Annotated in this window: 24 protein-coding genes and 1 tRNA gene; 14 read left to right on the top strand and 11 right to left on the bottom strand. The window is 34.6% G+C overall.

Going from position 1 to position 24,884, the window contains the following annotated elements; all coding sequences use genetic code 11:
• Positions 1-25 precede the first annotated feature (25 nt).
• The 6 genes from F6P99_RS08900 (at position 26) to F6P99_RS08875 (ending at position 6,622) form a co-directional block, all read left to right on the top strand.
• Positions 26-529 (top strand): LptE family protein, encoded by a 504-nt coding sequence (locus F6P99_RS08900; protein ID WP_152287119.1) that lies wholly within the window; start codon positions 26-28, stop codon positions 527-529.
• A 3-nt stretch (positions 530-532) separates the two neighbouring features.
• Entirely contained in the window at positions 533-1,228 is a 696-nt protein-coding gene (locus F6P99_RS08895) for a hypothetical protein (protein ID WP_152287118.1), read from the top strand.
• A 2-nt stretch (positions 1,229-1,230) separates the two neighbouring features.
• On the top strand, positions 1,231-1,569 hold the full coding sequence (gene secG, locus F6P99_RS08890; RefSeq protein ID WP_152287117.1) for a preprotein translocase subunit SecG: 339 nt from the start codon (positions 1,231-1,233) through the stop codon (positions 1,567-1,569).
• Positions 1,570-1,710: 141 nt separating this feature from the next.
• Entirely contained in the window at positions 1,711-1,989 is a 279-nt protein-coding gene (locus F6P99_RS08885) for a co-chaperone GroES (RefSeq protein WP_152287116.1), read from the top strand.
• A gap of 43 nt (positions 1,990-2,032) precedes the next feature.
• Positions 2,033-3,676 (top strand): chaperonin GroEL, encoded by a 1,644-nt coding sequence (groL, locus tag F6P99_RS08880; protein ID WP_152287115.1) that lies wholly within the window; start codon positions 2,033-2,035, stop codon positions 3,674-3,676.
• Between the two features lie 201 nt (positions 3,677-3,877).
• Positions 3,878-6,622, top strand: a complete 2,745-nt coding sequence (locus F6P99_RS08875; protein WP_152287114.1) for an outer membrane beta-barrel protein — start codon at positions 3,878-3,880, stop codon at positions 6,620-6,622.
• Between the two features lie 29 nt (positions 6,623-6,651).
• Here F6P99_RS08875 and F6P99_RS08870 read toward each other — a convergent pair whose 3' ends face one another.
• The 5 genes from F6P99_RS08870 to xrtF form a co-directional block, all read right to left on the bottom strand.
• The gene (locus F6P99_RS08870) at positions 6,652-6,993 is read right to left on the bottom strand and encodes a heavy-metal-associated domain-containing protein (protein ID WP_152287113.1); all 342 of its coding nucleotides are present in this window, start codon (positions 6,991-6,993) and stop codon (positions 6,652-6,654) included.
• A gap of 11 nt (positions 6,994-7,004) precedes the next feature.
• Entirely contained in the window at positions 7,005-9,245 is a 2,241-nt protein-coding gene (locus tag F6P99_RS08865; protein ID WP_152287112.1) for a TonB-dependent receptor, read from the bottom strand.
• A 90-nt stretch (positions 9,246-9,335) separates the two neighbouring features.
• The gene (locus tag F6P99_RS08860) at positions 9,336-9,755 is read right to left on the bottom strand and encodes an HYC_CC_PP family protein (protein WP_152287111.1); all 420 of its coding nucleotides are present in this window, start codon (positions 9,753-9,755) and stop codon (positions 9,336-9,338) included.
• 52 nt (positions 9,756-9,807) lie between these two features.
• Positions 9,808-10,251 carry an exosortase F system-associated membrane protein gene (locus F6P99_RS08855; RefSeq protein ID WP_152287110.1) on the bottom strand — a complete coding sequence of 148 codons (444 nt, stop codon included), beginning with the start codon at positions 10,249-10,251 and terminating at the stop codon, positions 9,808-9,810.
• Entirely contained in the window at positions 10,235-10,792 is a 558-nt protein-coding gene (gene xrtF / locus F6P99_RS08850) for an exosortase family protein XrtF (protein ID WP_152287109.1), read from the bottom strand. The genes F6P99_RS08855 and xrtF overlap by 17 nt, the downstream gene beginning before the upstream one ends.
• A 184-nt stretch (positions 10,793-10,976) precedes the next feature.
• Here xrtF and purH point away from each other — a divergent pair, with 184 nt between their 5' ends.
• From purH to F6P99_RS08810, 8 genes are all read left to right on the top strand, one after another.
• A complete protein-coding gene (gene purH / locus F6P99_RS08845) occupies positions 10,977-12,503 on the top strand; it encodes a bifunctional phosphoribosylaminoimidazolecarboxamide formyltransferase/IMP cyclohydrolase (protein ID WP_152287108.1) in 1,527 nt (508 codons plus the stop codon).
• 76 nt (positions 12,504-12,579) lie between these two features.
• The gene (locus F6P99_RS08840) at positions 12,580-13,608 is read left to right on the top strand and encodes a rod shape-determining protein (protein WP_152287107.1); all 1,029 of its coding nucleotides are present in this window, start codon (positions 12,580-12,582) and stop codon (positions 13,606-13,608) included.
• A gap of 49 nt (positions 13,609-13,657) precedes the next feature.
• A complete protein-coding gene (gene mreC / locus F6P99_RS08835) occupies positions 13,658-14,464 on the top strand; it encodes a rod shape-determining protein MreC (RefSeq protein WP_152287106.1) in 807 nt (268 codons plus the stop codon).
• A complete protein-coding gene (gene mreD / locus F6P99_RS08830; protein WP_152287105.1) occupies positions 14,457-14,975 on the top strand; it encodes a rod shape-determining protein MreD in 519 nt (172 codons plus the stop codon). The genes mreC and mreD overlap by 8 nt, the downstream gene beginning before the upstream one ends.
• 8 nt (positions 14,976-14,983) lie before the next feature.
• Positions 14,984-16,867, top strand: coding sequence for a penicillin-binding protein 2 (gene mrdA / locus F6P99_RS08825; protein ID WP_152287104.1), 1,884 nt, complete (start codon positions 14,984-14,986; stop codon positions 16,865-16,867).
• Complete coding sequence (rodA, locus tag F6P99_RS08820) at positions 16,848-18,125, top strand: rod shape-determining protein RodA (RefSeq protein ID WP_152287103.1); 1,278 nt, start codon at positions 16,848-16,850, stop codon at positions 18,123-18,125. Before mrdA ends, rodA begins: the two co-directional genes overlap by 20 nt.
• An 82-nt stretch (positions 18,126-18,207) precedes the next feature.
• A complete protein-coding gene (locus F6P99_RS08815; RefSeq protein WP_152287102.1) occupies positions 18,208-18,858 on the top strand; it encodes a porin family protein in 651 nt (216 codons plus the stop codon).
• Positions 18,855-19,799: a hypothetical protein gene (locus F6P99_RS08810; protein ID WP_152287101.1), complete on the top strand. Its 945-nt coding sequence runs from the start codon at positions 18,855-18,857 to the stop codon at positions 19,797-19,799. The genes F6P99_RS08815 and F6P99_RS08810 overlap by 4 nt, the downstream gene beginning before the upstream one ends.
• Before the next feature lie 50 nt (positions 19,800-19,849).
• Here F6P99_RS08810 and F6P99_RS08805 read toward each other — a convergent pair.
• The 6 genes from F6P99_RS08805 to nhaB all read right to left on the bottom strand — a co-directional run bounded on the left by F6P99_RS08805 (position 19,850) and on the right by nhaB (position 24,786).
• Positions 19,850-19,927: transfer RNA gene (locus F6P99_RS08805), tRNA-Val, on the bottom strand.
• 55 nt (positions 19,928-19,982) lie between these two features.
• Positions 19,983-21,203: a bifunctional folylpolyglutamate synthase/dihydrofolate synthase gene (locus tag F6P99_RS08800; RefSeq protein ID WP_152287100.1), complete on the bottom strand. Its 1,221-nt coding sequence runs from the start codon at positions 21,201-21,203 to the stop codon at positions 19,983-19,985.
• A 22-nt stretch (positions 21,204-21,225) separates the two neighbouring features.
• A complete protein-coding gene (locus F6P99_RS08795; RefSeq protein WP_152287099.1) occupies positions 21,226-22,059 on the bottom strand; it encodes an energy transducer TonB in 834 nt (277 codons plus the stop codon).
• A 4-nt stretch (positions 22,060-22,063) separates the two neighbouring features.
• A complete protein-coding gene (locus F6P99_RS08790) occupies positions 22,064-22,456 on the bottom strand; it encodes an ExbD/TolR family protein (protein ID WP_152287098.1) in 393 nt (130 codons plus the stop codon).
• Positions 22,457-22,466: 10 nt separating this feature from the next.
• Positions 22,467-23,156 carry a MotA/TolQ/ExbB proton channel family protein gene (locus tag F6P99_RS08785; protein ID WP_152287097.1) on the bottom strand — a complete coding sequence of 230 codons (690 nt, stop codon included), beginning with the start codon at positions 23,154-23,156 and terminating at the stop codon, positions 22,467-22,469.
• Between the two features lie 160 nt (positions 23,157-23,316).
• Complete coding sequence (gene nhaB, locus F6P99_RS08780; protein ID WP_152287096.1) at positions 23,317-24,786, bottom strand: sodium/proton antiporter NhaB; 1,470 nt, start codon at positions 24,784-24,786, stop codon at positions 23,317-23,319.
• Positions 24,787-24,884 lie beyond the last annotated feature (98 nt).

The following is a 24,884-nucleotide window of genomic DNA, read 5'->3' as shown; positions in this document are numbered from 1 at the left end:
CAAACCGGAGTAGCACAATATACATATGAAACTAAAAACTCTTTTTTTAGCCCTTATCTTCATAGCAAGTTTAGCGGGTTGCGGTATTTATTCATTCACAGGAGGTGATACCGGTAATGCAAAGACTTTGCAAGTAAATTATTTCCCTAATAATGCACCGTTAGTTGAACCTGGATTGAGTCAACGCTTCACTCAAGATTTGCAAGATTTATTTTTGCGTCAAACTAATTTAAGTCTCGTTAAGTCTAATGGAGATTTATTTTTCGAAGGTGAAATCACAAATTATCGTGTAACTCCAATGACTGCAACTGCAGATCAAACAGCAGCACAAAGTAGACTAACCATCGTAGTAAATGTTCGCTTTTACAACAAACTTGATGAGAAAAAAGATTTTGAAAAAAGCTTTTCACACTTCCATGATTTTGATGCCAACGCGCAACTTGCAGGTAGTGTTTTAGAAACCGCATTGGATGAAATTTTCGAACGTATTACTCAAGACATTTTTAACGCATCTGTAGCTAACTGGTAAAAAATGGATAAAAAAGTTTTTTTCGATGGTTTAAATTCACCCAAACAGATCAATGCTGATTTTGTTACGGCGCTAGAAAGCATCACCGAAAAATATCCTTATTTTCAATCAGCAAAAGCCCTTTATATAAAAGGTTTAAAACAAAACAACAGTTTTAAATACAACAATCAATTAAAAAAAACTGCTGCACATACCATCGATAGAGCGATTTTATTTGATTTCATAAGTGATTTCGCATTTTCTCAAAGTAAAGCTCAATCAAAGAAGGTGGTCTCAAAAAAGCAAGTAACAACTAAACAAACTTTTTCTGAAGATCTAGAGATAGGAACACCTTTAGAGTTTGATAAAAACGAAACACATTCGTTTCATCAATGGCTACAACTATCGTCTAAAAAAACCATTAACAGGAATGAAATTTCTGAGAAAAACATCGATAAAAACAGTGACTTAATCGATAAATTTATTGAAGTAAACCCTACGATAAAACCTATTTCAAAAGAAAGCTCTCACACTGTTTCTAACGAGAATTACTATAACGAAGAAGAATTAATGACCGAAACATTGGCAAAAGTATATTTAGAACAAAAAAAATATACGAATGCAATCAATGCATATAAAATATTAATTTTGAAATATCCAGAAAAAAGTGGTTTCTTTGCAGACCAAATTAAGAAAATAGAATACTTAAAAAATAAATAATCATGACATATACGTTGTTTTTAATCCTTATCCTTATTGTAGCAGTATTGCTAGTATTAATCATTATGGTTCAAAACCCTAAAGGAGGAGGTTTATCTTCATCTTTCGGAGGTGGTGGTTCTCAATCAATGGGAGGAGTTCAAAGCACTAATAATTTCTTAGACAAAAGTACTTGGACATTGGCAATTGCATTGATGGCGATGATTCTTTTATCAAACTTTGCGATTCCAAGAGAGAATTCTAATTCTCAAGAATCTCAAATCGAAGAAACTTTAAACAATCGTATTTCTGAAGATGAAGCTCCTGCACTACCAGAAGTTGAAGACACAGAAGAAGAATAACAACTAGAAAAGTTGACACAAAAATGCCAAGGAAAATGACACCTTGGCATTTTTTTTTACAAAATGGCATAGAATTCGAAATGGCATATTTTTAGCTATGATAGACAGAAAATAATATAACCTATATAAAAATTATATAATATGAGTAATGTAAACATCAAACCATTAGCAGACAGGGTACTTGTAGAACCATTAGCAGCTGAAACGACAACTGCTTCAGGATTAATCATTCCAGACTCAGCAAAAGAAAAACCTTCAAAAGGTACAGTAGTTGCAGTTGGAAACGGAACCAAAGATGAAAAAATGACTGTAAAAGTTGGTGACACAGTATTGTATGGTAAATATGCAGGAACCGAGTTAAAACTAGAGGGTACAGATTATTTAATCATGAGAGAAAGCGACATCTTCGCAATCGTTTAAAAAACTCTTACAAATCTTTATTCACAATAAAAAACATTAAAAAATGGCAAAAGAAATAAATTTTGATATTGACGCACGTAATGGATTAAAAAGAGGTGTAGATGCCTTAGCCAATGCGGTAAAAGTAACTTTAGGTCCAAAAGGTAGAAACGTAGTAATTGAAAAATCTTTCGGTGGACCAACAATTACAAAAGATGGAGTAAGTGTTGCCAAAGAAATTGAGCTTGAAAACCCAATTGAAAACATGGGAGCTCAAATGGTAAAAGAAGTTGCTTCTAAAACCAACGACCTAGCAGGTGATGGTACTACAACAGCTACAGTTTTAGCTCAAGCCATTGTAACAGAAGGATTGAAAAACGTTGCTGCCGGAGCAAATCCTTTAGATTTAAAAAGAGGAATTGACAAATCTGTAGCTGTATTGGTTGAAGATTTACAAAAACAATCTGAGGTTGTTGGAAATAAGTCAGACAAAATAAAGCAAGTAGCTTCTATTTCTGCAAACAACGATGAAACAATTGGTGATTTGATCGCTGAAGCTTTCGGAAAAGTTGGAAAAGAAGGAGTAATTACTGTTGAAGAAGCAAAAGGTAGAGAAACATATGTTGATATTGTAGAAGGTATGCAGTTCGACAGAGGATATTTATCTCCTTACTTTGTAACGAATACAGAAAAAATGTTAGCTGATTTAGAAAATCCTTACATCCTATTATTCGATAAAAAAATCTCATCTTTAAAAGAATTACTTCCTGTTCTTGAGCCAATCTCACAATCAGGAAAACCTTTATTGATTATTGCCGAAGACGTAGACGGAGAAGCTTTAGCTACTTTGGTTATGAACAAATTGCGTGGTGCATTAAAAATTGCTGCTGTAAAAGCTCCAGGATTCGGAGACAGAAGAAAAGCAATGTTAGAAGATATCGCAATCTTAACAGGTGGTACGGTAATTTCTGAAGAAAGAGGATTAACTCTTGAAGGTACAACTATTGAAATGTTGGGTACTGCTGAGAGAGTAACAATTGACAAAGACAATACAACTGTAGTTAATGGTGCTGGTGAAACAGATGCTATCAACACAAGAGTTACACAAATTAAATCGCAAATCGAAAATACAACTTCTGACTACGATAAAGAAAAACTTCAAGAGCGCTTGGCTAAGTTAGCAGGAGGAGTTGCAGTATTATATGTTGGTGCAGCTAGTGAAGTTGAAATGAAAGAGAAAAAAGACAGAGTTGACGATGCATTGCATGCAACTAGAGCTGCTGTAGAAGAAGGTATCGTTTCTGGTGGTGGTGTTGCATTAGCAAGAGCAAAAGCTTCTTTAGAAAATATTTCAATTGACGATAACTCTGACGAACAAACAGGAGTAAACATCATCAACAGAGCTATCGAGGAGCCTTTGAGACAAATTGTTGAAAATGCAGGTGGAGAAGGATCTGTAGTAATTTCTAAAGTACTAGAAGGAAAAGCTGATTTCGGATACAATGCGAAAACAGGAGAATACGTTCAAATGTTAAAAGCTGGTATTATTGACCCTACTAAAGTAACTCGTGTAGCATTAGAAAATGCTGCTTCTGTTGCTGGAATGATCTTAACAACAGCTTGTACTATTTCTGAAGTAAAATCAGAAAATGCAGGTGCAGATCACGCACACCCACCTATGGGAGGAGGAATGCCAGGAATGATGTAATATCAAACCTTATACTTATTTTAAAAGTGCTTTTGAAAATTCAAAAGCACTTTTTTTTGATACAAGAAACACAATGAACATCAAGATAAAAAGAAAAAAATACTGTTGATTTGACCTCCTCTAAAAAATCATTTTAAACTTTGGTCTAGTTTTTGAGTCTTACACGTCGACCGATAAAAACCAATAACCCTAAGACTCATAATGCCAATTAACCTTCAAAAAAACATTCAACTCATATTCGTATTTCTTTGTACTATTTCAACTCTTACAATCACTGCACAAGATACTCCTTCTATCACTGGGAAAATTGTTACACCTGAAAACGAACCTTTAGAATATGCTTCTGTCGTCTTACTACACCCTACAGACTCAACAATGATCAACTACACTACAACTGATCAAGACGGTTTGTTTAAACTGGTTGAAGATGCTAGAGACTCTATGTTGCTTCAAGTTCATTCAACCGGATTCAAATCCTTTTTCAAAACAATTGTATATAAAAACCAGGCCATTGACTTAAGTAGCATCATTTTAGAGGAAGATATTGGTGTATTAGACGAGGTCACGATTTCAGCGGTTGTTCCGATCCAAATAAAAAAAGACACGGTGGCTTTCAACACCTCAGCATTTAAGATAAATCATGACGATAATATAGAAGAAATGTTAGAAAAATTACCAGGAATGGAAATTGACTCTGACGGAAAAATGATTGCACAGGGTAATGAAGTCACGAAAATTTATGTTGATGGAAAGGAATTTTTCGGGGGTGATCCATCAGTGGTTATGAAAAATCTCTCGGCTGATGTTATCGCCAAAGTAGAAGTGATTGATAAAAAAAGTGACGAATCTGAGTTAACAGGAGTCAGTGATGGAAACAAACAAGTAATTTTAAACTTCACACTAAAAAAAGACAAAAAAAATAGAGGCTTTGGTAAAGCTTCTGCTGGAATCGGACTTGACAATCGCTATTTCGCAAATGCCAACTACAATCGCTTTTCATCTAAAACACAGTTTTCAGCTGTAGCCAAAACAAATAACATCAATGTAACTGGTTCTAATATTAGAGATTTTTTACAAAATGCAAATGGTCTAGGAGATCAAGATGAAAACGAAGAGAGTGACATTCCAAAAAAAAAACTGAGTGGGTTTTTAAATACTCAAATTGCAGGTTTGCATTTTGGACATGAATTCAAAAAACGTGAATCCTTAAATGCCGATTACACATACAACTACTCAGACAACGATGGAACTTCTTACACTAAAAGAACCTCTTTTCAAAATTCTGGTAGCTTTAACTCTGATTATGTTAGTCAATTCGACAATCAAAACAAAGACCATAAATTAAATTTCAACTACCTAAATCAATCTCACAAAACCTATAGTTTTTTCGCGAAAGGTGGATACAGTATCAACGACAGAAACACCCTATTAAATAGATTTACAAATTATTACAACGAGCAAGATACATTAAGAGCTACTAATGATAGTCGTTTCAACAACAAGTTTAACAAGCAGAATGGTAATGTTAAACTCAATTTTTACAAAAAGTTAAATGACAAAGGAAAAAACTTCAGTGTTGGAACTTATGCTACTACGGAAAAACTGAAACGTTACAATCAACAATACACGCTAAACAAGCGTAATATCGATACCGATAACACAACAACTTTTGAAACTGATATCTTTAGAGATGAGATAATTGACAACAACTATTTAAATTACAATGCGAAATATACAGAACCTCTGGGTAACGACCATTATATAAAAATAGAAGCGGTAAACTCATACCGTAAAATTGACGAAGACATTTATCAATCGAAAACTTTTATCGACAATAGCAGAGAGGCTGAAATTTTAGCGTATCAGTACAAACATCAAGAATTCAATTATCAATCAAGAGCAGGTTATAGCTACAATATTGAAAAACTGAATATCTATGCTGGTGCAGAATACCAAAATATAAGTCGAGAGTTTGGAGAAACGAACATGAATCCAAACCGAAAAACGAACAGTTTTATCAACCCTATTGCAAAACTACAGTACATTCCGAAAAGAGGTAGAAAATACAGAATCAACTATAAAAAAATAGTAAAGAACCCGACTACCTTTCAAAGTTCAACCGTTATCAATGACTTGAATCCTTTTTTTATCAGAAAAGGAAACCCAAATCTAAATCCTGAACAACGAGACGATTTATTACTAAGAGTAAATGTCTATGATCAAAATGCAGGTTTAACTTTTTACGGAAATGTCCGATATCAACACACTGATGATGCTATTGTGCAAACCGTTGAGATCGACGACAACTTTATACGAACTAGAAGCTTTGAAAACATTGGTACTAAAGACAATATCACCACTGCTTTTAGTCTGAGCAAAAAAGTAAATGGTCTAGGAATCCGATACACCATAAAAAATAGAAACTCTTTTGCTGTATCTAACACCCTTGTCAACCTTGAATTGAATGATGTCAGTGCAAAAAAATATTCAGGCTATTTAAAATTCGAAAACAACAATAAAAAAATATACGACTTAAAACTTGGCGGTGAATACACCTTAAATCAAACAAACTTTTCAATAGTAAGAGACCTTAACAGACAGTTCGTTACCCAGCATTATTTTACTATGCTAGATTACGACATTACATCAAAATTCACCTTCAACACCCAATTCGATTATTTTATTTACACTGACAGTAAATTTTCTCCAGACAGAACTTTACCCTTGTGGAATGCTGCCATTTCTTATTCACTTACAAAAAAGAAAAACAATGTTTTCAAACTATTGTTAATCGACATGTTGAATAAAAACGTAGATATTCACAGAAGAAGTAATGTAAATTATTACGAAGAAATAACTACAGAGAGCCTAGGTATGTATGCCGTTATTAGCTACACCTACAGATTAAACAATGGCTCAAAAAAGAAAAAAAATAAACGCAGTTAAAAAAAATGCGACCGAACGGTCGCATTTTTTTATTCTCGAAATTTACAACAAGCATGCAATCTATTGTAAACTGGTGCTGCTGCTCGTAAAGAATCAACATCATGTCCAACCATTAGAACCGATTGTTGAATATCTGACAATTCAGTTTTATTTTCATTATAAACTACACTCAGCTTTTTTGAAGCAACATCCCAATAGGCATATTTCACACCTTTAGTTTTCAAACAAGCTTTTTCGATACGCGCCTTGCACATTTCACAATTACCATTTACTTCTAGAACACTATTTCTTTTTTTACTTTTCTCTGGTATCTGTTGCGAATAAGCAACAACCGAAATAAACAATAACAGCACTTTAATTAGTTTTCTCATTTTTTTATATTTTATAAATTATAACGTAGCCCTGCATAGTACATAGACCCAACCACAGGAGCGTACAAAAGAGTGGTATCAAAATAATCTCCAAAAGGATCATCTACACCTAAAATTGATTTTTTCTGGGTAACATTTAAAAGGTTCTCACCTCCTACGTAAAAATCTAGCTTTTTCGAAAGCACATACGTCACCTGTGAATTTAGCAAACTATAAGGTGAAGACCATTCATCCATTCGATACTCGATTGGGTTACTCTCGGTATTGGGTATCCTTTGTTTGCCTATCAAGCTATAAGTAACATCCCATTTCCATTGATTCTGCTTTTCTTGTTTTGATTTGAATTCCATATTTGCAAAATACAAATCTGTCGGTTGCAGTGCTTTTCGCAAAACTCCTTTGTTATAAGTTACTTGAACATCGTTATTCTTATATGCGAATCTAAAATTCAATTTAGTATTCAATTCGAAATCTAACTGAACTTGAAAAGACCTTGCTTGTGAACCCCCATTTAAATTATAAAAACGAACTTCTTGTGGTGATGCATCATAATCGACAACCACTTGATTCTGAAAGTCCGTAATAAAATAATCAACTGAAAAACTCGCATCATGATAAAACAACTTTAATTTGTGTAAATAACTCAAACCATAATTCCAAGCTACTTCTGGTGATAAACCGTAAGCACCTTTCGAATCTGTACTTTCAATAATGATATTTCTAGACGAAGCAAACATTTTTTGATTTTCCGTAAAAACACTCGCCATTCGTTGTCCTTTTCCTAGCGCAAATTTGAACACCCCTGATCTCCAAGGCTCGTATCTTACATGCAATCTCGGAACTAAGGTAAATCCCATCACCGAGTGATAGTCGAACCTTACACCAGCGACTACTGTAATATCGTCGATATTATCATAGGTATATTCAAAAAAACTACCGATAGATTTTTCGTTTCTATTATAAAACTCTGAATTCACTTGCTCTTGATAAATATCCAACGCACCACTCAATCCTGTTTTAAAAGTATGCATGGTATTGAACAATATAGATTGAAAAATTGAATTGAAATAGTAACTATGCTGTTCAATATCATAACGATTCAATCCAAAATACGAATCTTGTCGGTGCTGACTGTAGGATGCTTGTAAACCAAAACTCTGATAAGGTTTCTCATCAAACACATACCCTAATTTTGCCGCTGCCTCAATTCGTTCTGTTCCGATTTCACCACCATAATGTATTGTTGAAAACTTATCTTTTTTAGGTTCAAATAAAACCTCTCCTATTTGTTTTTGATCTGACACGTATTTAAAATCTATGAAACTAACCCAACCGGAACTAGGGTTGGTATACTGCCATCGATTCATAAGATTGATTTGTCTACCGATTGGCACATCTAAAAAACCATCCGCATTGCGATCTATTTTTAAACTCCGGGTGTTCCCATGAAGAAACATTCCTGTGCTCCAATTTTCAGTTACTTTTTTCAATAAATGTGTATTGATTTCTATACGACCAGCACCTGAACCATATAAGTTTAAAAAGAAAGAATCGTTTCCTCTAGGTTTCTTTAATTCTGTATTTATTTGACCTGAGATACTCTCGAAACCATTGACTACAGATCCGGTACCTTTCGTCACTTGAATGCTTTCTATCCATGTTCCAGGAATGAACGACATTCCATATACTTGAGAAGCACCACGAACGGATGGAATATTTTCTTGTGTAATAGATATATAAGGACTTGTAAGACCCAGCATTTCAATTTGCTTGACACCCGATAATGCATCGGAATAACTGACTCCCACTATCGGGTTCGTTTCGAAACTTTCAGACAAATTGCAACATGCTGCTTTCAACAGCTCTGCTTCATTAATACTCACCTTGTTCAACGGACTATAGAAAGACGTACTAGTTGCTTGAACACTTCCATTAACAACCACTTCATCCAAGGTCTTTTTAGGCTTTAAAAAATGATGTACTTCTGTTTTTTTGGTAATTTCAATCGTGTCTGTTTCATACCCAACAAAACTCAGCACCAATTGATTGGTTGCGTCGGTAAATGGCAATTCGAACCAGCCTTTTTCATTTGTATGTGTACCTATTGAAGTACCAAGCCAAAATACTGTAGCACCCGGTAAACCCACAACAGATGTTTCTTCTAGAGACATAACCATACCTTTCAATTGCATCTGAGAAGCACAAATATTAGGTACAATTACAATCCAAAAAAATAAATATTTGATTTTCATGTATTTAATTTTACGAGAAATTCTCAATGAATATCTCTTATTTTTAGATAGTTATTTGCAACTCTTTCTTTAGTTGTTCTTATCTAAAAATCAAATCAAATATGTTTCGAACAAGACAGTTCTATCTTTTAGAAGTGTAGGAGAACTGTAAAAATTATAGGCGTTATTATTCGTATCAAAAATCTGAAAACTCAAATCTGACACTACAGGAATCGAATAACTTTCGAGTTGAATTTTTACAATAGAAAAATCATCTTTTTGTAAAAAATCACTTCCATCAATCAGTTGAAATTCAGTTTTACAGCAGGATTTTTTTTCTATGTGCTGTGTTTTAGTCGTTTCGCACGATACAGGCAAGGCTTCCATACCACAACCTGAATCTGCTACAAAATAAGACACCGAGGCTACTTCATCCGCACAATAATGTTTACTCACACCAAAAGACATGGATGAGAACAACACCAAAAGTGCCATGAACAACGAACTTATTTTAACTAAAAAATCTTTCACATTACAAAATTACGAAACCTCTAAAATTGACACTATTAAAAACTGTTAAAAGTTACAGTTTCGGCTTTACCCCAATCAACATTTCATAAAATAAAGCTGCCAATAACAACAATAAAAACAAAGGATGGATGATAAATCTTCGAATGTAAAAAGGCAATAAGTATCCAGAAGAGAAATCAAAATACAACAGTACAGAAAACACAATAGTTAACATAACAAATCCATACACATATAACTTAGAAGCTAAGATCACATAACCTAGTTTTTCAAAAACTAGATAAATAATTGCAATAGAAATTATTGAGTTCAATGTATAGCGATAGCATAAGTTCAAAATTAATTTACCGAAATCAAACTGCGGAATAGAAGTGTACAAATAATCATTTTGAAAAAACACAATGAATGGATCATAAAAAAGCTCAGTCTCAAATGCTCTTACCAAAACTAATGCTAAAAAAAGCAATGCCACAAGAAAGTATCTAATTGTTTTTTTCATCTCGCACTTGTTTGTAACTAGAAAAATAATTTACCCAAACGACCCATAAAAGGAATACCAATCCGTATATAATTGCAGGAAACACTAAATTATGCAAGACTTCACGCTGTTCTGGGAATTTTGCTAAAGCAACTGTCAAAAATGCAATTCTCACAATGTTCACATAATAAATTAAAAAACTTCCGAACAACGCATACAAAACCGTTCTCTTCAAGGCGCCTGGAAACGCAATAATAAAAGCAACAAATAAAATAATGATATTAATAGAATTACAGCCTTCAATAACCCTAGCGAGATACACATTGTTTAAAAACAATTTTACTGAAAGTTCTTGATCATGTTGCTCGAAACTTGCATTATAACCGAAAAGATTCAACAAAGAAGTCGTCTGAATTGCAACTTTTTCGGTAATTGGAGCACAGGTAAACCCTCCATCTTTAACCTGTGTGTTCGACAAATAAAATGAGTAGATCGCAAACATTAAAAAGTAGGATCCAAAAAATTTAATCAAAAAACCAATGATGCTTTTTCTCTTACTCATAAAACCTTTTTCATCAAAAATACCACTTTTTAAATGAAGTACAATTCTCTAAAAAAAGACCCATCTCAAAATCTTTTTTTCCATGAGAAAATAAAGCAAAAAAATATTCGTTTGGACTAGAGAATAATAGTTGCGAAAACATCACAATATTAGTAACTTCGCAGAAAATTTTACAACACATAAAATGAGCACTAGCAAAACAGCAAAATCTGCCTTAATTTCTGTATTTCACAAAGATGGTTTAGAGCCTATTGTTAAGAAATTAAATGAATTAAATGTTACTATTTACACAACTGGAGGTACCGAAACTTTTATCAAAGATTTGGGTATTGATGTGGTTCGCGTAGAAGATTTAACATCGTATCCTTCAATTCTAGGAGGACGTGTTAAAACCTTACACCCAAAAGTTTTTGGTGGAATCTTAAACAGACGTGAAAACGAAGGTGACCAAAAACAAATTGAAGAATTTGAAATTCCAGAAATTGATATCGTAATCGTAGATTTATATCCTTTCGAAAAAACTGTTGCTAGTGGTGCTCCAGAACAAGATATTATTGAAAAAATTGATATTGGTGGGATTTCTTTAATTAGAGCTGCAGCGAAAAACTTTAAAGATGTAATCTGTGTATCATCTATGGATCAATACGGAGAATTCTTAGACATCATTACAGAACAAAACGGTGCAACGACAATCGAGCAAAGAAAATCATTCTCAGCAAAGTCTTTTGCCGTTTCTAGTCACTACGACTCGGCTATCTTCAATTATATGAATGATGACCAACCACAATTCAGACAAAGTTTTGACACTGTAAAACAATTACGCTACGGAGAAAACCCTCACCAAAAAGGATTTTTCTACGGTAACCTTGAAGAATTATTTGATCAATTGCACGGTAAAGAATTATCATTCAATAATTTGTTAGATGTTGATGCAGCTGTGAATTTAATTAGAGAGTTCAAAAATGAAGCTCCGACTTTCGCCATTTTAAAACACAACAATGCTTGTGGTTTTGCACAAAGAGACACCTTGGCTCAAGCTTATAAAGATGCTTTGGCTGGTGATCCAACTTCTGCTTTTGGTGGTGTGTTGATTGCAAATAAAGAAATTGATTTAGATACAGCCAATGAAATTCACAGTTTGTTCTGCGAAGTAGTAATTGCACCATCTTACTCTGAAGAAGCTTTAGAGGTTTTAAAAGGTAAGAAAAACAGAATCATTTTAGTTCAGAAAGACGTTGAATTCCCAAACATCAGTTACAGAACTGCTTTAAACGGAGTTTTAGCGCAAGACCCGAACAACGTAACAGACAAAAAAGAAGATTTGACAAACGTTACCAAACGTGTAGTTTCTGATTCAGAAGTTGAAGATTTATTATTTGCTTCGAAAATCTGTAAGCATACAAAGTCGAACACAATTATTTTGGTAAAAAACAAACAATTGTGTGCAGGTGGTACCGGACAAACATCAAGAGTAGATGCATTAGAGCAAGCTATTGCCAAAGCAAAAACTTTCAATTTCGATTTAAATGGAGCGGTAATGGCAAGTGATGCATTCTTCCCTTTCCCTGACTGTGTAGAGATTGCAGGCAATGCAGGAATCGAAGCTGTAATACAACCAGGTGGTTCTATCAAAGACCAATTATCAATCGATTATTGTGATGCTAACAATATCGGAATGGTTTTCACTGGAACACGTCATTTTAAACATTAATTCATTAAATTTGGAGAATGTGTTCACTTTTGTGAGCACATTCTTTATATTTTAACCTAATACCGAAAAAAGAACTATGGGTTTTTTTGATTTCATGATTGAAGATGTTGCTATTGATTTAGGAACTGCCAACACACTTATCATTCACAATGGAAAAGTAGTGGTAGATGCCCCCTCGATTGTAGCAAGAGACAGGTCTTCTGGTAAAATTATCGCAACAGGACAAAAAGCAAACCTGATGCAAGGTAAAACGCATGAAAACATTAAAACAATTCGTCCATTGAAAGATGGTGTAATTGCTGATTTTGAAGCTTCTGAAGGAATGATAAAAGAATTTATCAAGAACATCCCTTCTATTAAAAAAAGAATGTTTCCCCCAGCATTGCGTATGGTCATCTGTATTCCTTCTGGAATTACTGAGGTTGAAAAACGTGCGGTTCGTGATTCTGCGATGCACATGAATGCTAAAGAAATATACTTAATTTACGAACCAATGGCTGCCGCAATTGGTGTAGGTATCGATATCATGGAACCAAAAGGAAATATGATTATTGATATAGGTGGTGGTACTACCGAAATCGCCGTAATTGCATTGGCTGGTATTGTTTGTGACAAGTCTGTAAAAGTTGCAGGTGATTTGTTTACGAACGACATCATGTATTACATGCGTACGCAACACAACTTATTTGTTGGAGAAACTACTGCTGAAAAAATTAAAATTCAAATTGGAGCTGCTACAGAAGATTTAGAAACACCTCCAGATGACATGCTCGTTCAAGGCCGTGACCTATTAAGCGGTAAACCAAAACAAGTTCAGGTTTCTTACAGAGAGATTGCAAAAGCATTAGACAAGTCTATTCTACGAATTGAAGATGCTGTAATGGAAACACTTTCGAAAACACCTCCAGAATTAGCAGCAGATATTTACAACACAGGAATATATTTAGCGGGTGGTGGATCAATGTTAAGAGGCTTAGACAAACGTCTATCAAAAAAAACAGATCTACCAGTTTACATTGCTGAAGATCCGTTAAGAGCCGTGGTAAGAGGTACCGGAATTGCGCTTAAAAAAATAGACCTTTACAAAAGTGTACTTTTAAAATAAATGATAAAAATACCATTGAGGTATTTCAATGTGATTAGACAAAAAATCGATGCAGCAAATTGCTTATTTTATTGAAAAATACAAATATTTCTTGCTGTTTGTCTTGCTTGAAATTATTGCCTTCGGTTTCATCATACAATCCCACAGCTACCATAAAAGTCAGTTTATCAATTCAGCCAACGCGATAACTGGTGGTTTTTTAAACAAAACCGTATCGTTTTTTGAATACACGACACTTAAAGAAGAGAACTTACGTCTATCTGAAGAAAATGCATTTTTAAGAACCAAACTAGGGCTACAAACTGCAGCCTTAGATACGGTACACCTTGACACAAACTTGGTGAAAAACCAATACATTTCTGCAAAAATAATAGCAAATAATTACACGCATCGCAATAACATACTTACCATAAACAAAGGAACCAATGATGGTGTACATATAGATATGGGAGTTATCAATAGTACAGGAATTATCGGAATTGTAAATCAAGTATCGCATAATTACGCAACTGTGTTGAGCATACTGAACAACAATACAAAAATCAATGCCCGCTTACAAAAAAACAATTATTTCGGTACCCTTACTTGGGATGGTAAAGACTATAAAACCGTGCAATTATTAGACATTCAAAGACAAGCTAATATTGCAATTGGTGATACCATTGTAAGTGGTGGAAAGTCAATCCTTTTTCCTGAAAACTTACCTATCGGAATCATCAAAAGTTTCGAAGCAAGTAATAAGAATTACAGCAACATTGAAATCTCATTATTCACAGATATGAGTAATTTAGGATATGTGCATGTTATAGACAACTTAGACAAAGAAGAAATCTTAGAACTACACGAAAATGACTAGAGAAACATTAATTATCGGTTTTCGTTTTGTATTACTTCTTTTGATACAAACTTTGATTCTGAATAGAATACATCTTTTCGGCTTCCTAAACCCAAACGCATATCTGTTATTTATTTTTCTATACCCGGTTGAAACCAAAAGAGCAAATTTTCTGATTGTATCGTTTTTATTTGGATTGTGCATAGACTTATTTTCAAACACTGGAGGAATCAACGCAGCTGCAACTGTAGCAACAGCCTATCTTACCCTTCCATTGATCAAAATTATTTGGAACTCACAAGATTTAGACTTCCAATTATTCAAGTTAAACAACGAACCTTTACCTAAGACACTTGTCTATATTTCACTTTTAACATTGGTGCATCATTTTTTACTATTTTCAATCGAGTATTGGAGCCTCAGAGAATTTGGGACTGTTCTTTATAAAACATTTTCTACTAGTGTGGTGACAATATTCTTGTGTATTTTAGGTTTATATTTGACAAAAAAAGGAGCATCAACCCATTACTAAGAATTAATTTGAAACGCGGATATCTTTTATCATTTTTCATTATCACCATTGCTTTCATATTTATCGGAAAGCTTTTTTATCTGCAAATTATTTCTAACGCTAACAACCAAAATAACCTTAGGAGTTCGACAATAAAAAAGTTATTTGACTACCCAGAAAGAGGATATATTTACGATAGAAAAGGAACACTCTTAGTCGCAAATAAACAATCATATAATTTAATGATTGTACCCAGAGAAGTAGCCCCACTAGACACTGTTGAATTTTGCAAACTACTAAAAATTGACAAAGCCTATTTTTTAAAGCGTTTTGACAAAGCAAAAAAATGGTCTCGTAGACTTCCTTCTGTTTTTTTAGCACACTTATCGAAAGAAGACTACGCCTACCTTCAAGAAAAAATGCATAAGTACAAAGGGTTTTATATTGAAAGAAAACTCTTGAGAAATTACCCAATCAATTCTGCCGCAAATGTTTTAGGTTATGTAAATGAAGTTAACGACGAAGTAGCTAATAAAAACCCATACTACCAACCGGGAGAACTTATTGGTACTACAGGAGTAGAAAAACAATACGAATCATTTTTAAGAGGAATAAAAGGGGTAAAATACCTACAACGTGATCGGTTTAATAAAATAATTGGTCCCTATAAAAACGGAATCTACGATACCTTACCGGTAGATGGTAAAGACCTAACATTAACTTTAGATTCTGAATTACAACAATATGGAGAAGCTCTGATGAAAGGAAAAAGGGGTGGTATCGTAGCTATTGAACCAGACTCTGGTGAAATCCTTAGTTTGATTACGATGCCGAACTACAACCCCAACTTAATGGTAGGAAGAGAACGTTCTAAAAATTCTGTTATCTTTTTTAGCGACACGATCAACAAACCTATGTACGACAGAAGCTTACTAGCACAATATGCGCCTGGATCTCCTTTTAAAATTATTCAAGGGCTCGCAGGATTGCAAGAAGAAGTAATCACACCTAAGACGTCTTTTCGCTGTTTTCATGGCTATAAATATGGAGCAAGAGAAAAAGAATTTATGGGATGTCACTGTGGTATTTTCAACCAACCGATAAAATTACAGCAAGGGCTAGCTAAATCTTGTAATAGCTACTTCTCCAATGTTTACAGAAGAATTATAGAGAAATACCCAACCGCTTCTGAGGGAATGAATGCATGGAGTAAACATATTAGAAGTTTCGGCTTAGGACAGTACTTAGGTTACGATTTACCACAAGGTCAAAAAGGATTGATTCCAGATGCAGCCTTGTACAACAGATGGTATCCTGATGGCAGATGGAGAGCTACCTATACCATTTCGAATGCTATCGGACAAGGTCAAATTTTAACCACACCGATACAACTGGCAAATATGACTGCTGCTGTAGCCAACAAAGGATATTATTACACTCCTCATATCTTAAAAGCAACCAGTGATAAAACCCCAATCGACTCAGCATACACTACCCTTCACTCGACAACTATAAACCCAAAACACTTCCCTCCTATTATCGAAGGAATGCATGATGTATTCAAAACAGGTACCGCCAAACACGTGCGTTTAAAAGACATTGAAATTTGTGGTAAAACCGGTACTGCAGAAAACTTTAAAAGAATCGACGGTAAAAAAATACAATTCGAAGACCATTCAATATTCGTAGCATTTGCACCGAAAAAAAATCCTAAAATAGCTTTAGTAGTATATATCGAAAATGGTGGTTATGGTTCAATGATCGCCGCACCAATCGCAAGCTTAATGATTGAAAGATATCTTACAGGAAAAACAACCAACAAATACTGGGAAAACAGAATGTTAAACACTAGCTTAGAAGCAGTATACGAAAAACAACTGAAAACAATTAAAGGTGAGAGCACAGAGGAATAACATATTTTTTGGAGTGGACTTTACGTTGGTTTTTCTCTATTTATTTTTAATCCTTTTTGGATGGATGAATATTTACGCTGCTACACATTCTGACGAAGCAGTATCATTGTTTGACTTTTCAACGAAACACGGAAAACAAATACTTTGGATTGGTCTTAGTTTTCTTCTCGTCATTGGAATTTTGTTTGTTGATTCTAAAATTTTTGAACGGTTTTCTTCTATTATCTATTTGATATCAATGGCTTCACTTGCCGGATTATTCGTGTTCGGTAAAAAGATAAATGGAGCAACCTCATGGTATGACTTGGGCGCTACAAGCTTGCAACCTTCGGAGTTTGCAAAATTTGCAACAGTCTTAGCTTTGGCAAGATTGCTGAACGACAAACAATATGATTTGAAATTATTCAAAAATCAAATTAAGGCTTTCTTCATTATCTTCTTACCTGCAGTTTTAATCACCCTACAGCCCGATCCTGGATCGGCTTTGATCTACACTGCATTTTTCTTTGTTCTATACCGTGAAGGATTACCTATCTACTATATTGCAATAGGCGGTTTTGCCATACTTGTATTTATATTAACCTTAGCATTTGGCTTCAATATTGTCTTGTTATCCACATATACAATCTTCTCATTATTCATCCTATATATTATCTATTACCGAAAAAAGTCTTTGAAGTTTCAATGGATGAATATCATGGGTCTCTATGCTATTTGTGGGCTTTTTATCTTTAGTGTAGACTATGTATACAATAACATTTTTGAACAACGACACAGAGATCGTTTTAATATACTTCTAGGAAAATCGAATGACACTAGAGGTGTAGGCTACAACACCAACCAATCTGTATTAACTATTAAATCTGGTGGCTTCTCAGGAAAAGGATATTTACAAGGTGATAGAACCCAAGGAAATTTTGTGCCTGAACAACACACCGATTATATCTTTAGTACTATCGGTGAGGAATGGGGATTTTTGGGTACTTCACTCCTGATTATCGTATTCACTTTTTTTGTGCTTAGAATTATACAGCTTGCAGAAAGACAAAAAACTACATTTAGTCGTGTCTATGGGTATGGCATTGCTGCAATTTTCTTTTTCCATTACCTAATCAATATTGGTATGGTAATCGGACTTTTTCCTACCATAGGAATACCTTTACCCTTCTTTAGCTATGGAGGTTCTGGGTTATGGGGATTCACCATACTATTATTTATTTTTATCAAGCTAGATGCTAGCAAATCATACGAACTGTAATTACTATTCATTTTTCATGAGTACTAAAACCAATTCTCAAAAAATACTTGTATTTTAGTGTATCTAAGAAGCAACATCAACTATGCGACACAAACTCCTTCTCTTAATTCTATTTTTCACAATTCAATCAATTTCTTTTGCACAAGTCAATATCGGCTTTCAAGGAGGTATAAACTCTAGCAAATTAAACGGAGACGCAGAACCGAACACAGCATATAAAAGTAAGGTAGGAGCTATTTTTAGTGCTTTTGTAGACATTCCTGTTTCAAAAAGCATTGCCATTAGCATACAGCCTTCATATAGTCAAGAAGGAACAAAAATAAGTCATATAAAAAAAGACAGCTATTACCCTGTAGATAGTTTGAAAGTAAAGTTGAATTATTTTAGCATACCGGTATTGGTAAAAGTTAGTAGTAACAACAAAAAATTTTACGCTATAGGCGGAATCGAGTCGGCTCTATTACTAAACAATGAACTCACATATAACGACGGCTCATCAGAACCGTTAGACATAAGTGTCAACTCATGGAATTTCTCCATACAGTTTGGGACAGGATATAAGTTTGCCATTGGAAATACAATTTTGTTTGTAGAAGCACGATATGCACAAGGTCTTGACAACATCACAGAAGACCCTATTGTTAACGATTTAATCCCAAGAGTTAAAAGCTCATCATACAAACTACTTACAGGTATTGAAATACCATTAACGAGCAGAAAAAATAAATTATGAAAAAGCAGCTACTCTTACTATTGTTCTTCTGTACTGTTTTTCAGGCTACCGACGCACAGGAAAAATCAGAAACTATTCGCAACAGAATTCCCATGTTAAACGGACACCGATTTGCTACAACCACACAACTCAAAAGTCCATTTATAGCGACAAGCTTGTCTACTGATGTAGGTTTCGGTTCTACCTCGTTAATAACAATTCCAGGTGTTGAAATTGGAGACAGAGAACTTTTCAGGTTTCAAGGAAAAATATTCTACGTTGATTTCAATGCTCAGTACCAACAAAAATTCAACTCTTGGCTATCATTATTTTTATCAGTGAAGCTGGCAGGAAGACTTGGATCTGACATGTCAACAATCGTTGCTGATGGTATTAATTCGGTATCGGGAGGAGATATTGGCTGGTTGATCAAATTAAAAGAAACCGAAAAATTTATTCTCTCTGGATCGATAAAAGCAACTGCATTAACAGGGAACTTTATCAATGTTGCTGAATATTTACAAGATGTAATCGAAGGGGAACCTTATCCTACGTTGAGTAAAAAAGTCCCTTCTACATCTGTCGGTATTGGCTTAAGAGCTGCTTACGCATTTAACCCGTCTTACGGACTTCAAGCTAATTTTCACATAAGTCAAGGTGAGTCTTTGCAACGTGGAACCATAGACAATTATGTTACCATGGGTATTTTGGGTGATGTAAATCTAAACATAAAATACGAAGTCCCTATTAGTTTAGCACTTGGTTACTCACTGACTTCAACCCCTGAAGTTTCTATGGACAATAGAGGATACTCTAGTTTATATACAGGAAAAATTGACTATACGGGTTCAAACGATTATGAACTAGGTTTACAGTTTACATTTTATGATGTTCAATTGAAAAGTGTAGAAGCTAATACTTCCATCAGTAAAGTAATGCTTGGACTTAAATTTTATCTATAAATTTGAAACGCATAAAAAAAGGCTACACAAATTGTGTAGCCTTTTAAACTTGGTGGGCAATGAGGGATTCGAACCCCCGACCCCCTCGGTGTAAACGAGGTGCTCTGAACCAACTGAGCTAATTGCCCTTAGCGGTGGCAAATATAAGACCAATGTTAAAACTGACCAAACATTTTTTCGTTTTTATTGTAAAATTTCTGCAACGACAAATGTGCTTCCTCCGATATAAATACAGTCTGATGAATGCGCAACTGACAAAGCCTTTTTATATGCCTGATTTACAGAATCAAAAACCGATCCTTTCAGCTGAAATTCACCAGCATTGCTTTGTAACACCGAAGCGTCTAAACCTCTACCTAAATTAGGTTTGCAAAAATAATAATATGCATTTTCAGGAAATAAAGGTAAAATCTTAGATAAATCTTTATCATCGACGACTCCTAAAACAATATGCAATTTATCGTAAGATTCTTCTTGCAATTGCGCTAAGGTATACTTCAAGCCTTCTTTATTATGTGCAGTGTCGCAAATTGTTTTGGGACTCGTTTGCAATACCTGCCATCTCCCTAAAAGATTTGTATTCTTCTGAACATGTAGCAAGCCTTTTCTTACTCGTTCTTCTTCTATTCTAAACCCTTTGCTTCGTAATACCTCAACCGTCTTTACCACCGATTTTATATTGTGTTTTTGATAACTTCCGATTAGATCTGACGGATATTTTCTGTCGTCTCCCTCACTAGCCAAAAACAAAGGTGCATGTTTCTTTTGAGCCAACTTTTCAAAAACAGAAAACGTCTCTTCTTGGTATTCCCCAATGACTACGGGTATATTTTCTTTAATAATTCCTCCTTTTTCAAATGCTATTTTTCCTAGAGTATCTCCTAAAAACTTGGTATGATCTAATCCTATATTCGTAATCAATGACACTTCTGGTTGAATAATATTTGTAGAATCTAACCTTCCTCCTAGACCCACTTCAACGACAGCAAAATCCACTTTTTCATCACTAAAATATTCAAATGCCAATCCGACTGTCATTTCAAAAAACGATAATTGCTGCGCTTCGAAAAAACCTTTGTTCTTAGCGACGAATGAAATTACTTTTTCTTCAGAAATCTCAGCTCCATTTATTTTGATGCGTTCTCGAAAATCAATCAAATGTGGAGAAGTATACAACCCTACTTTATAACCTGCTTCTTGTAAAATTGACGCAAGCATATGACTACAAGACCCCTTACCATTGGTTCCGGCAACATGAATGGATTTGAAGTTGTTTTGTGGATTTCCAATCGTATCTGCCAATAAAATGGTATTCGACAAATCTTTTTTATAGGCTGCAGCTCCCTGTCGTTGGTACATAGGTAACTGAACAAATAACCAATTTAGTGTTTCTTGATAATTCATAAGTTTAGATTCCGAAATACTGCTATTCAGATAATGAAAAATGATAAATAATTGTTCCCTTTTGTCCAGGTGAGGCTTCTGGATCTGCACTCCATTTCGTGCTTAAAGCCGCTTTTTTAGCAATTTCTACTAGACAAGGTGACGTAGTATTACTCCCTTTTAGACTTAATGACACTCTATTAACATTCCCTCTTCTATCAACCTCAATGTTAATCACAACAATTCCATCTTCATTACAATCCGATTGTATTTGTGGTTTTTCTATGGCTTTTCTATTTCCTAATCGATAATTTCCATCACCCCCAGAACCTCCATTTCCGTAATATTTCGACGAATTTGGATCTCCTAACTCACTTCCTTTCAAACCAGCCTCAGCATCATCTCCTTCACCTTTCGTTTCATCTCCCTCTGATGGGTTACCGTTTAACAAATTAGACAAGGCAGCTTGTGTCGCTTCCGAAGGTTTAGGTGCTTCCTTTACAGCAGGTTTTTCTATCTCTTTTGGTTTTTCTTGAGGCGTTGGCGTTTCTTTCTTTACTACTTTCTCTTTTTGAATTACCGGAGCTTCTTCTGTGTTCTGTGTTAACACCTCTTCTTTTACTTCTTCAACAGGTTTCGCTTGCTGTTTGGGAATGCTTTGCTGCTGTGTTGGTTGCTGAGTAGATTTTACCGTTTCTTTAAAAACAGGTGAACCATTACCGACATCTGATGTACCAAAATTAATTGCGATTCCATATTCTTCTGGAGGATCCATATAGCGCATTCCAAAAAACAACATCAGAAGTAATATAGCCGCCATCAACAATACTGTGATTGCAGCAGATTTTCGTTCGTGTTTTGTTTCTAGATATTTCATAGCACTACATTCCTTTTACGGCAAGTATCATTTTTATTTTGTTGCGATTTGCAATATCAATCACGTACATAATATTTTTGTAAGACACTTCTCGATCTCCTCGAATCACCAAAGTTTTAGTCTCTGATGTAGCAAACTCTTTTTTGATAGCACTCTCTAAATTTGTTTCTGTAACTTCTTTGCCATCCATATAAAACTTTGCGTCTTTAGTAATAGAAACAGCTATTGAAGATTTATTTTCTGTTTTCCCTCCTGCTTTCGGAAGCAACACGTCAATCGCATTTACTGTAACCAAAGTAGAAGTCAACATAAAAAATATCAACAACAAAAAAACAATATCTGTCATTGACGACATATTGAAATTCGGATCTACTTTATTTCTACCTCGTATATTCATAAGTCAATTTTTATACGGGTTCGTTTAATAGATCTAAAAACTCAACCGTTTTAGCTTCCATTTGATATACTACTTTATCTGTTTTAACCACTAGGTGATTGTACGATATGTATGAAATAATTCCTACAATCAACCCACCAACTGTAGTTGTCATGGCTGTATACAGTCCATCAGCTAATAGTTTGATATCAATTTGTCCTCCAGCATTGGCAATTTCATGTATTGAAATAATCATACCTATTACCGTACCCAAAAAACCAATCATCGGTGCTGCTCCGGCTATAGTAGCCACAACACTCACATTATTTTCTAATTTGTAAACCTCTAACTTCCCTGCATTTTCAATAGCCGTATTGATATCTTCTAACGGTTTCCCTATTCGAGAAATACCTGTACCGATCAAACTAGCTACCGGTGTTTCTGCATTCGAACACAACGACTTCGCAGCTTCTAAGTTTCCATTCGCAACATGATCTTTGATTTGATTCATAAAATCTTTATCAATTTTTGTCGCTGCTTTAATTGCAAAAAAACGTTCGAAGTAAATGTACAAGGTAACTGCTAAAAGCACTAATAAAATAGCTATAATGAGCTGACCACCAACACCGCCTTCCATGATTAATTTATAGATAGACAATGTTTTTTCTTCTGAAACTACCTCTTCTGTATTGACGATGGCTTCTTGAAACAATGATAACATATGAAATAGATTTTGTTAGGTATTTAAAGAAAACGAAAATACGAATAGTAAATTGTTTTTGATTTAATTAATTCATAAATATTATTTCGAATCTTGTATACAATAAAAAAGGAGCCATTCTTTCGAAGGCTCCTTTTAAGTTTATATGTTTTTTTGATGCTTAGTGCAAAACTAAGTTTACCATCATATAACCAACTCCACCTAATACAATCGTATAAGGCAACGCCATTTTAACCATTGTTCCGTATGATAAGTTAATCAATGGAGCTAATGAAGAGGTTAATAAGAATAAGAATGCAGCCTGTCCGTTTGGTGTTGCAACACTTGGTAAATTTGTACCTGTATTAATTGCAATTGCCAATTTCTCAAAATGCTCTCTTGAAATCTGACCTGACTCAAATGCTTGTTGTACTTCACTGATATATACAGTAGCTACAAACACGTTGTCACTAATTGCTGAAAGAACTCCATTTGCTATATAGAACAAACCTGGCTGTGCGTCTGGATCTTGGTGCAACGCCCATTCAATAATAGGAGTAAACAAATGTTGGTCGTGAATCATAGCAACGATCACAAAAAACACAACAATCAACCCTGTAAAAGGCAATGCTTCTTCAAAGGCATGCCCCAAAGCATGTTCTTCGATAATCCCCATAAATGCCGTTTGAAACACAATCAAACCTAATCCGATAAAACCAACTGGTGCAGCATGAGTTGCCAATCCAATAATTAACAATACCGCAGCAACACCTTGTACTATTAAGGCATATTTTTCTTTATCCGTTCTTTTTTCATCTTCAGCTTTCGTGTAACCATCAATAATTTGATTTACTATTTGAGGTCTTCTGGCTCCGAAACCAAACCAACCTGTCAACTCTAAAAATACTGTTGTCAACAAACCACATAATAAAACTGGCATTGTAATTGGCCCCATTTGGAAGAAGAATTCAATAAAATCCCATCCCATTCTTTCTCCAATCAACAAGTTTTGAGGCTCTCCTACCAAAGTACAAACACCACCTAAAGCAGTACCTACAACTCCATGCATAATCAAACTTCTCAAGAAACTTCTAAATTGCTCAAGGTTCTCTCCACTTAATTGTTTGCTATCAATCACTCCATCTCCATCGTAGTCTGAAGCACTTGAATGAATTTTGTGATATACACCATAAAAACCAACAGCAACACTAATTAAAACCGCAGTAACAGTCAATGCATCTAAGAATGCAGACAATACGGCCGCCATAAACACAAACAATAATGACAAAGCTACTTTCGATTTAATTTTAGAGAAAATCTTACTGAAAATATACATCAATAAAGGTTTCATGAAGTAAATACCTGCAACCATGAATACCAACAACAAAATCACCTCTAAGTTTTGCTCAACTTCGTGATATGCATTGTGAGGAGTTGTTAAACCAAGTAACAACACTTCAATGGCCAACAAACCACCTGACTGCAACGGATAACATTTTAATGCCATCGCCAGTGTAAAAATAAATTCTGCGATAAAGATCCACGCAGACACAGTTGGATTTAAAAAATAAATTGGAATATTAATCACTAAAAAGAAAAGCATCGTAACTTTGAACCAAGACGGACTTTTACCTAAGAAATTTTTGAACATAATTATAAAATTTTAGAACGCCTAAGCTACTAAATTCTAAGAAAGAAACCTTCCTTTTTAACATGATTTCTTTACGCAAAGGATTTCGCACACAGAAA

Origin of the sequence: Flavicella marina, from assembly GCF_009193215.1 — a bacterium.
Lineage (GTDB): Bacteria > Bacteroidota > Bacteroidia > Flavobacteriales > Flavobacteriaceae > Flavicella > Flavicella marina.
This window is presented reverse-complemented; position numbering and strand designations above follow the sequence as displayed.

Coding starts and splice junctions, on each gene's coding strand:
- F6P99_RS08900 (WP_152287119.1), top strand. CDS start 26: ATGAAACTAAAAACTCTTTTTTTAGCCCTTATCTTCATAGCAAGTTTA.
- F6P99_RS08895 (WP_152287118.1), top strand. CDS start 533: ATGGATAAAAAAGTTTTTTTCGATGGTTTAAATTCACCCAAACAGATC.
- secG (WP_152287117.1), top strand. CDS start 1,231: ATGACATATACGTTGTTTTTAATCCTTATCCTTATTGTAGCAGTATTG.
- F6P99_RS08885 (WP_152287116.1), top strand. CDS start 1,711: ATGAGTAATGTAAACATCAAACCATTAGCAGACAGGGTACTTGTAGAA.
- groL (WP_152287115.1), top strand. CDS start 2,033: ATGGCAAAAGAAATAAATTTTGATATTGACGCACGTAATGGATTAAAA.
- F6P99_RS08875 (WP_152287114.1), top strand. CDS start 3,878: ATGCCAATTAACCTTCAAAAAAACATTCAACTCATATTCGTATTTCTT.
- F6P99_RS08870 (WP_152287113.1), bottom strand. CDS start 6,993: ATGAGAAAACTAATTAAAGTGCTGTTATTGTTTATTTCGGTTGTTGCT.
- F6P99_RS08865 (WP_152287112.1), bottom strand. CDS start 9,245: ATGAAAATCAAATATTTATTTTTTTGGATTGTAATTGTACCTAATATT.
- F6P99_RS08855 (WP_152287110.1), bottom strand. CDS start 10,251: ATGAAAAAAACAATTAGATACTTTCTTGTGGCATTGCTTTTTTTAGCA.
- xrtF (WP_152287109.1), bottom strand. CDS start 10,792: ATGAGTAAGAGAAAAAGCATCATTGGTTTTTTGATTAAATTTTTTGGA.
- purH (WP_152287108.1), top strand. CDS start 10,977: ATGAGCACTAGCAAAACAGCAAAATCTGCCTTAATTTCTGTATTTCAC.
- F6P99_RS08840 (WP_152287107.1), top strand. CDS start 12,580: ATGGGTTTTTTTGATTTCATGATTGAAGATGTTGCTATTGATTTAGGA.
- mreC (WP_152287106.1), top strand. CDS start 13,658: ATGCAGCAAATTGCTTATTTTATTGAAAAATACAAATATTTCTTGCTG.
- mreD (WP_152287105.1), top strand. CDS start 14,457: ATGACTAGAGAAACATTAATTATCGGTTTTCGTTTTGTATTACTTCTT.
- F6P99_RS08815 (WP_152287102.1), top strand. CDS start 18,208: ATGCGACACAAACTCCTTCTCTTAATTCTATTTTTCACAATTCAATCA.
- F6P99_RS08810 (WP_152287101.1), top strand. CDS start 18,855: ATGAAAAAGCAGCTACTCTTACTATTGTTCTTCTGTACTGTTTTTCAG.
- F6P99_RS08800 (WP_152287100.1), bottom strand. CDS start 21,203: ATGAATTATCAAGAAACACTAAATTGGTTATTTGTTCAGTTACCTATG.
- F6P99_RS08795 (WP_152287099.1), bottom strand. CDS start 22,059: ATGAAATATCTAGAAACAAAACACGAACGAAAATCTGCTGCAATCACA.
- F6P99_RS08790 (WP_152287098.1), bottom strand. CDS start 22,456: ATGAATATACGAGGTAGAAATAAAGTAGATCCGAATTTCAATATGTCG.
- F6P99_RS08785 (WP_152287097.1), bottom strand. CDS start 23,156: ATGTTATCATTGTTTCAAGAAGCCATCGTCAATACAGAAGAGGTAGTT.
- nhaB (WP_152287096.1), bottom strand. CDS start 24,786: ATGTTCAAAAATTTCTTAGGTAAAAGTCCGTCTTGGTTCAAAGTTACG.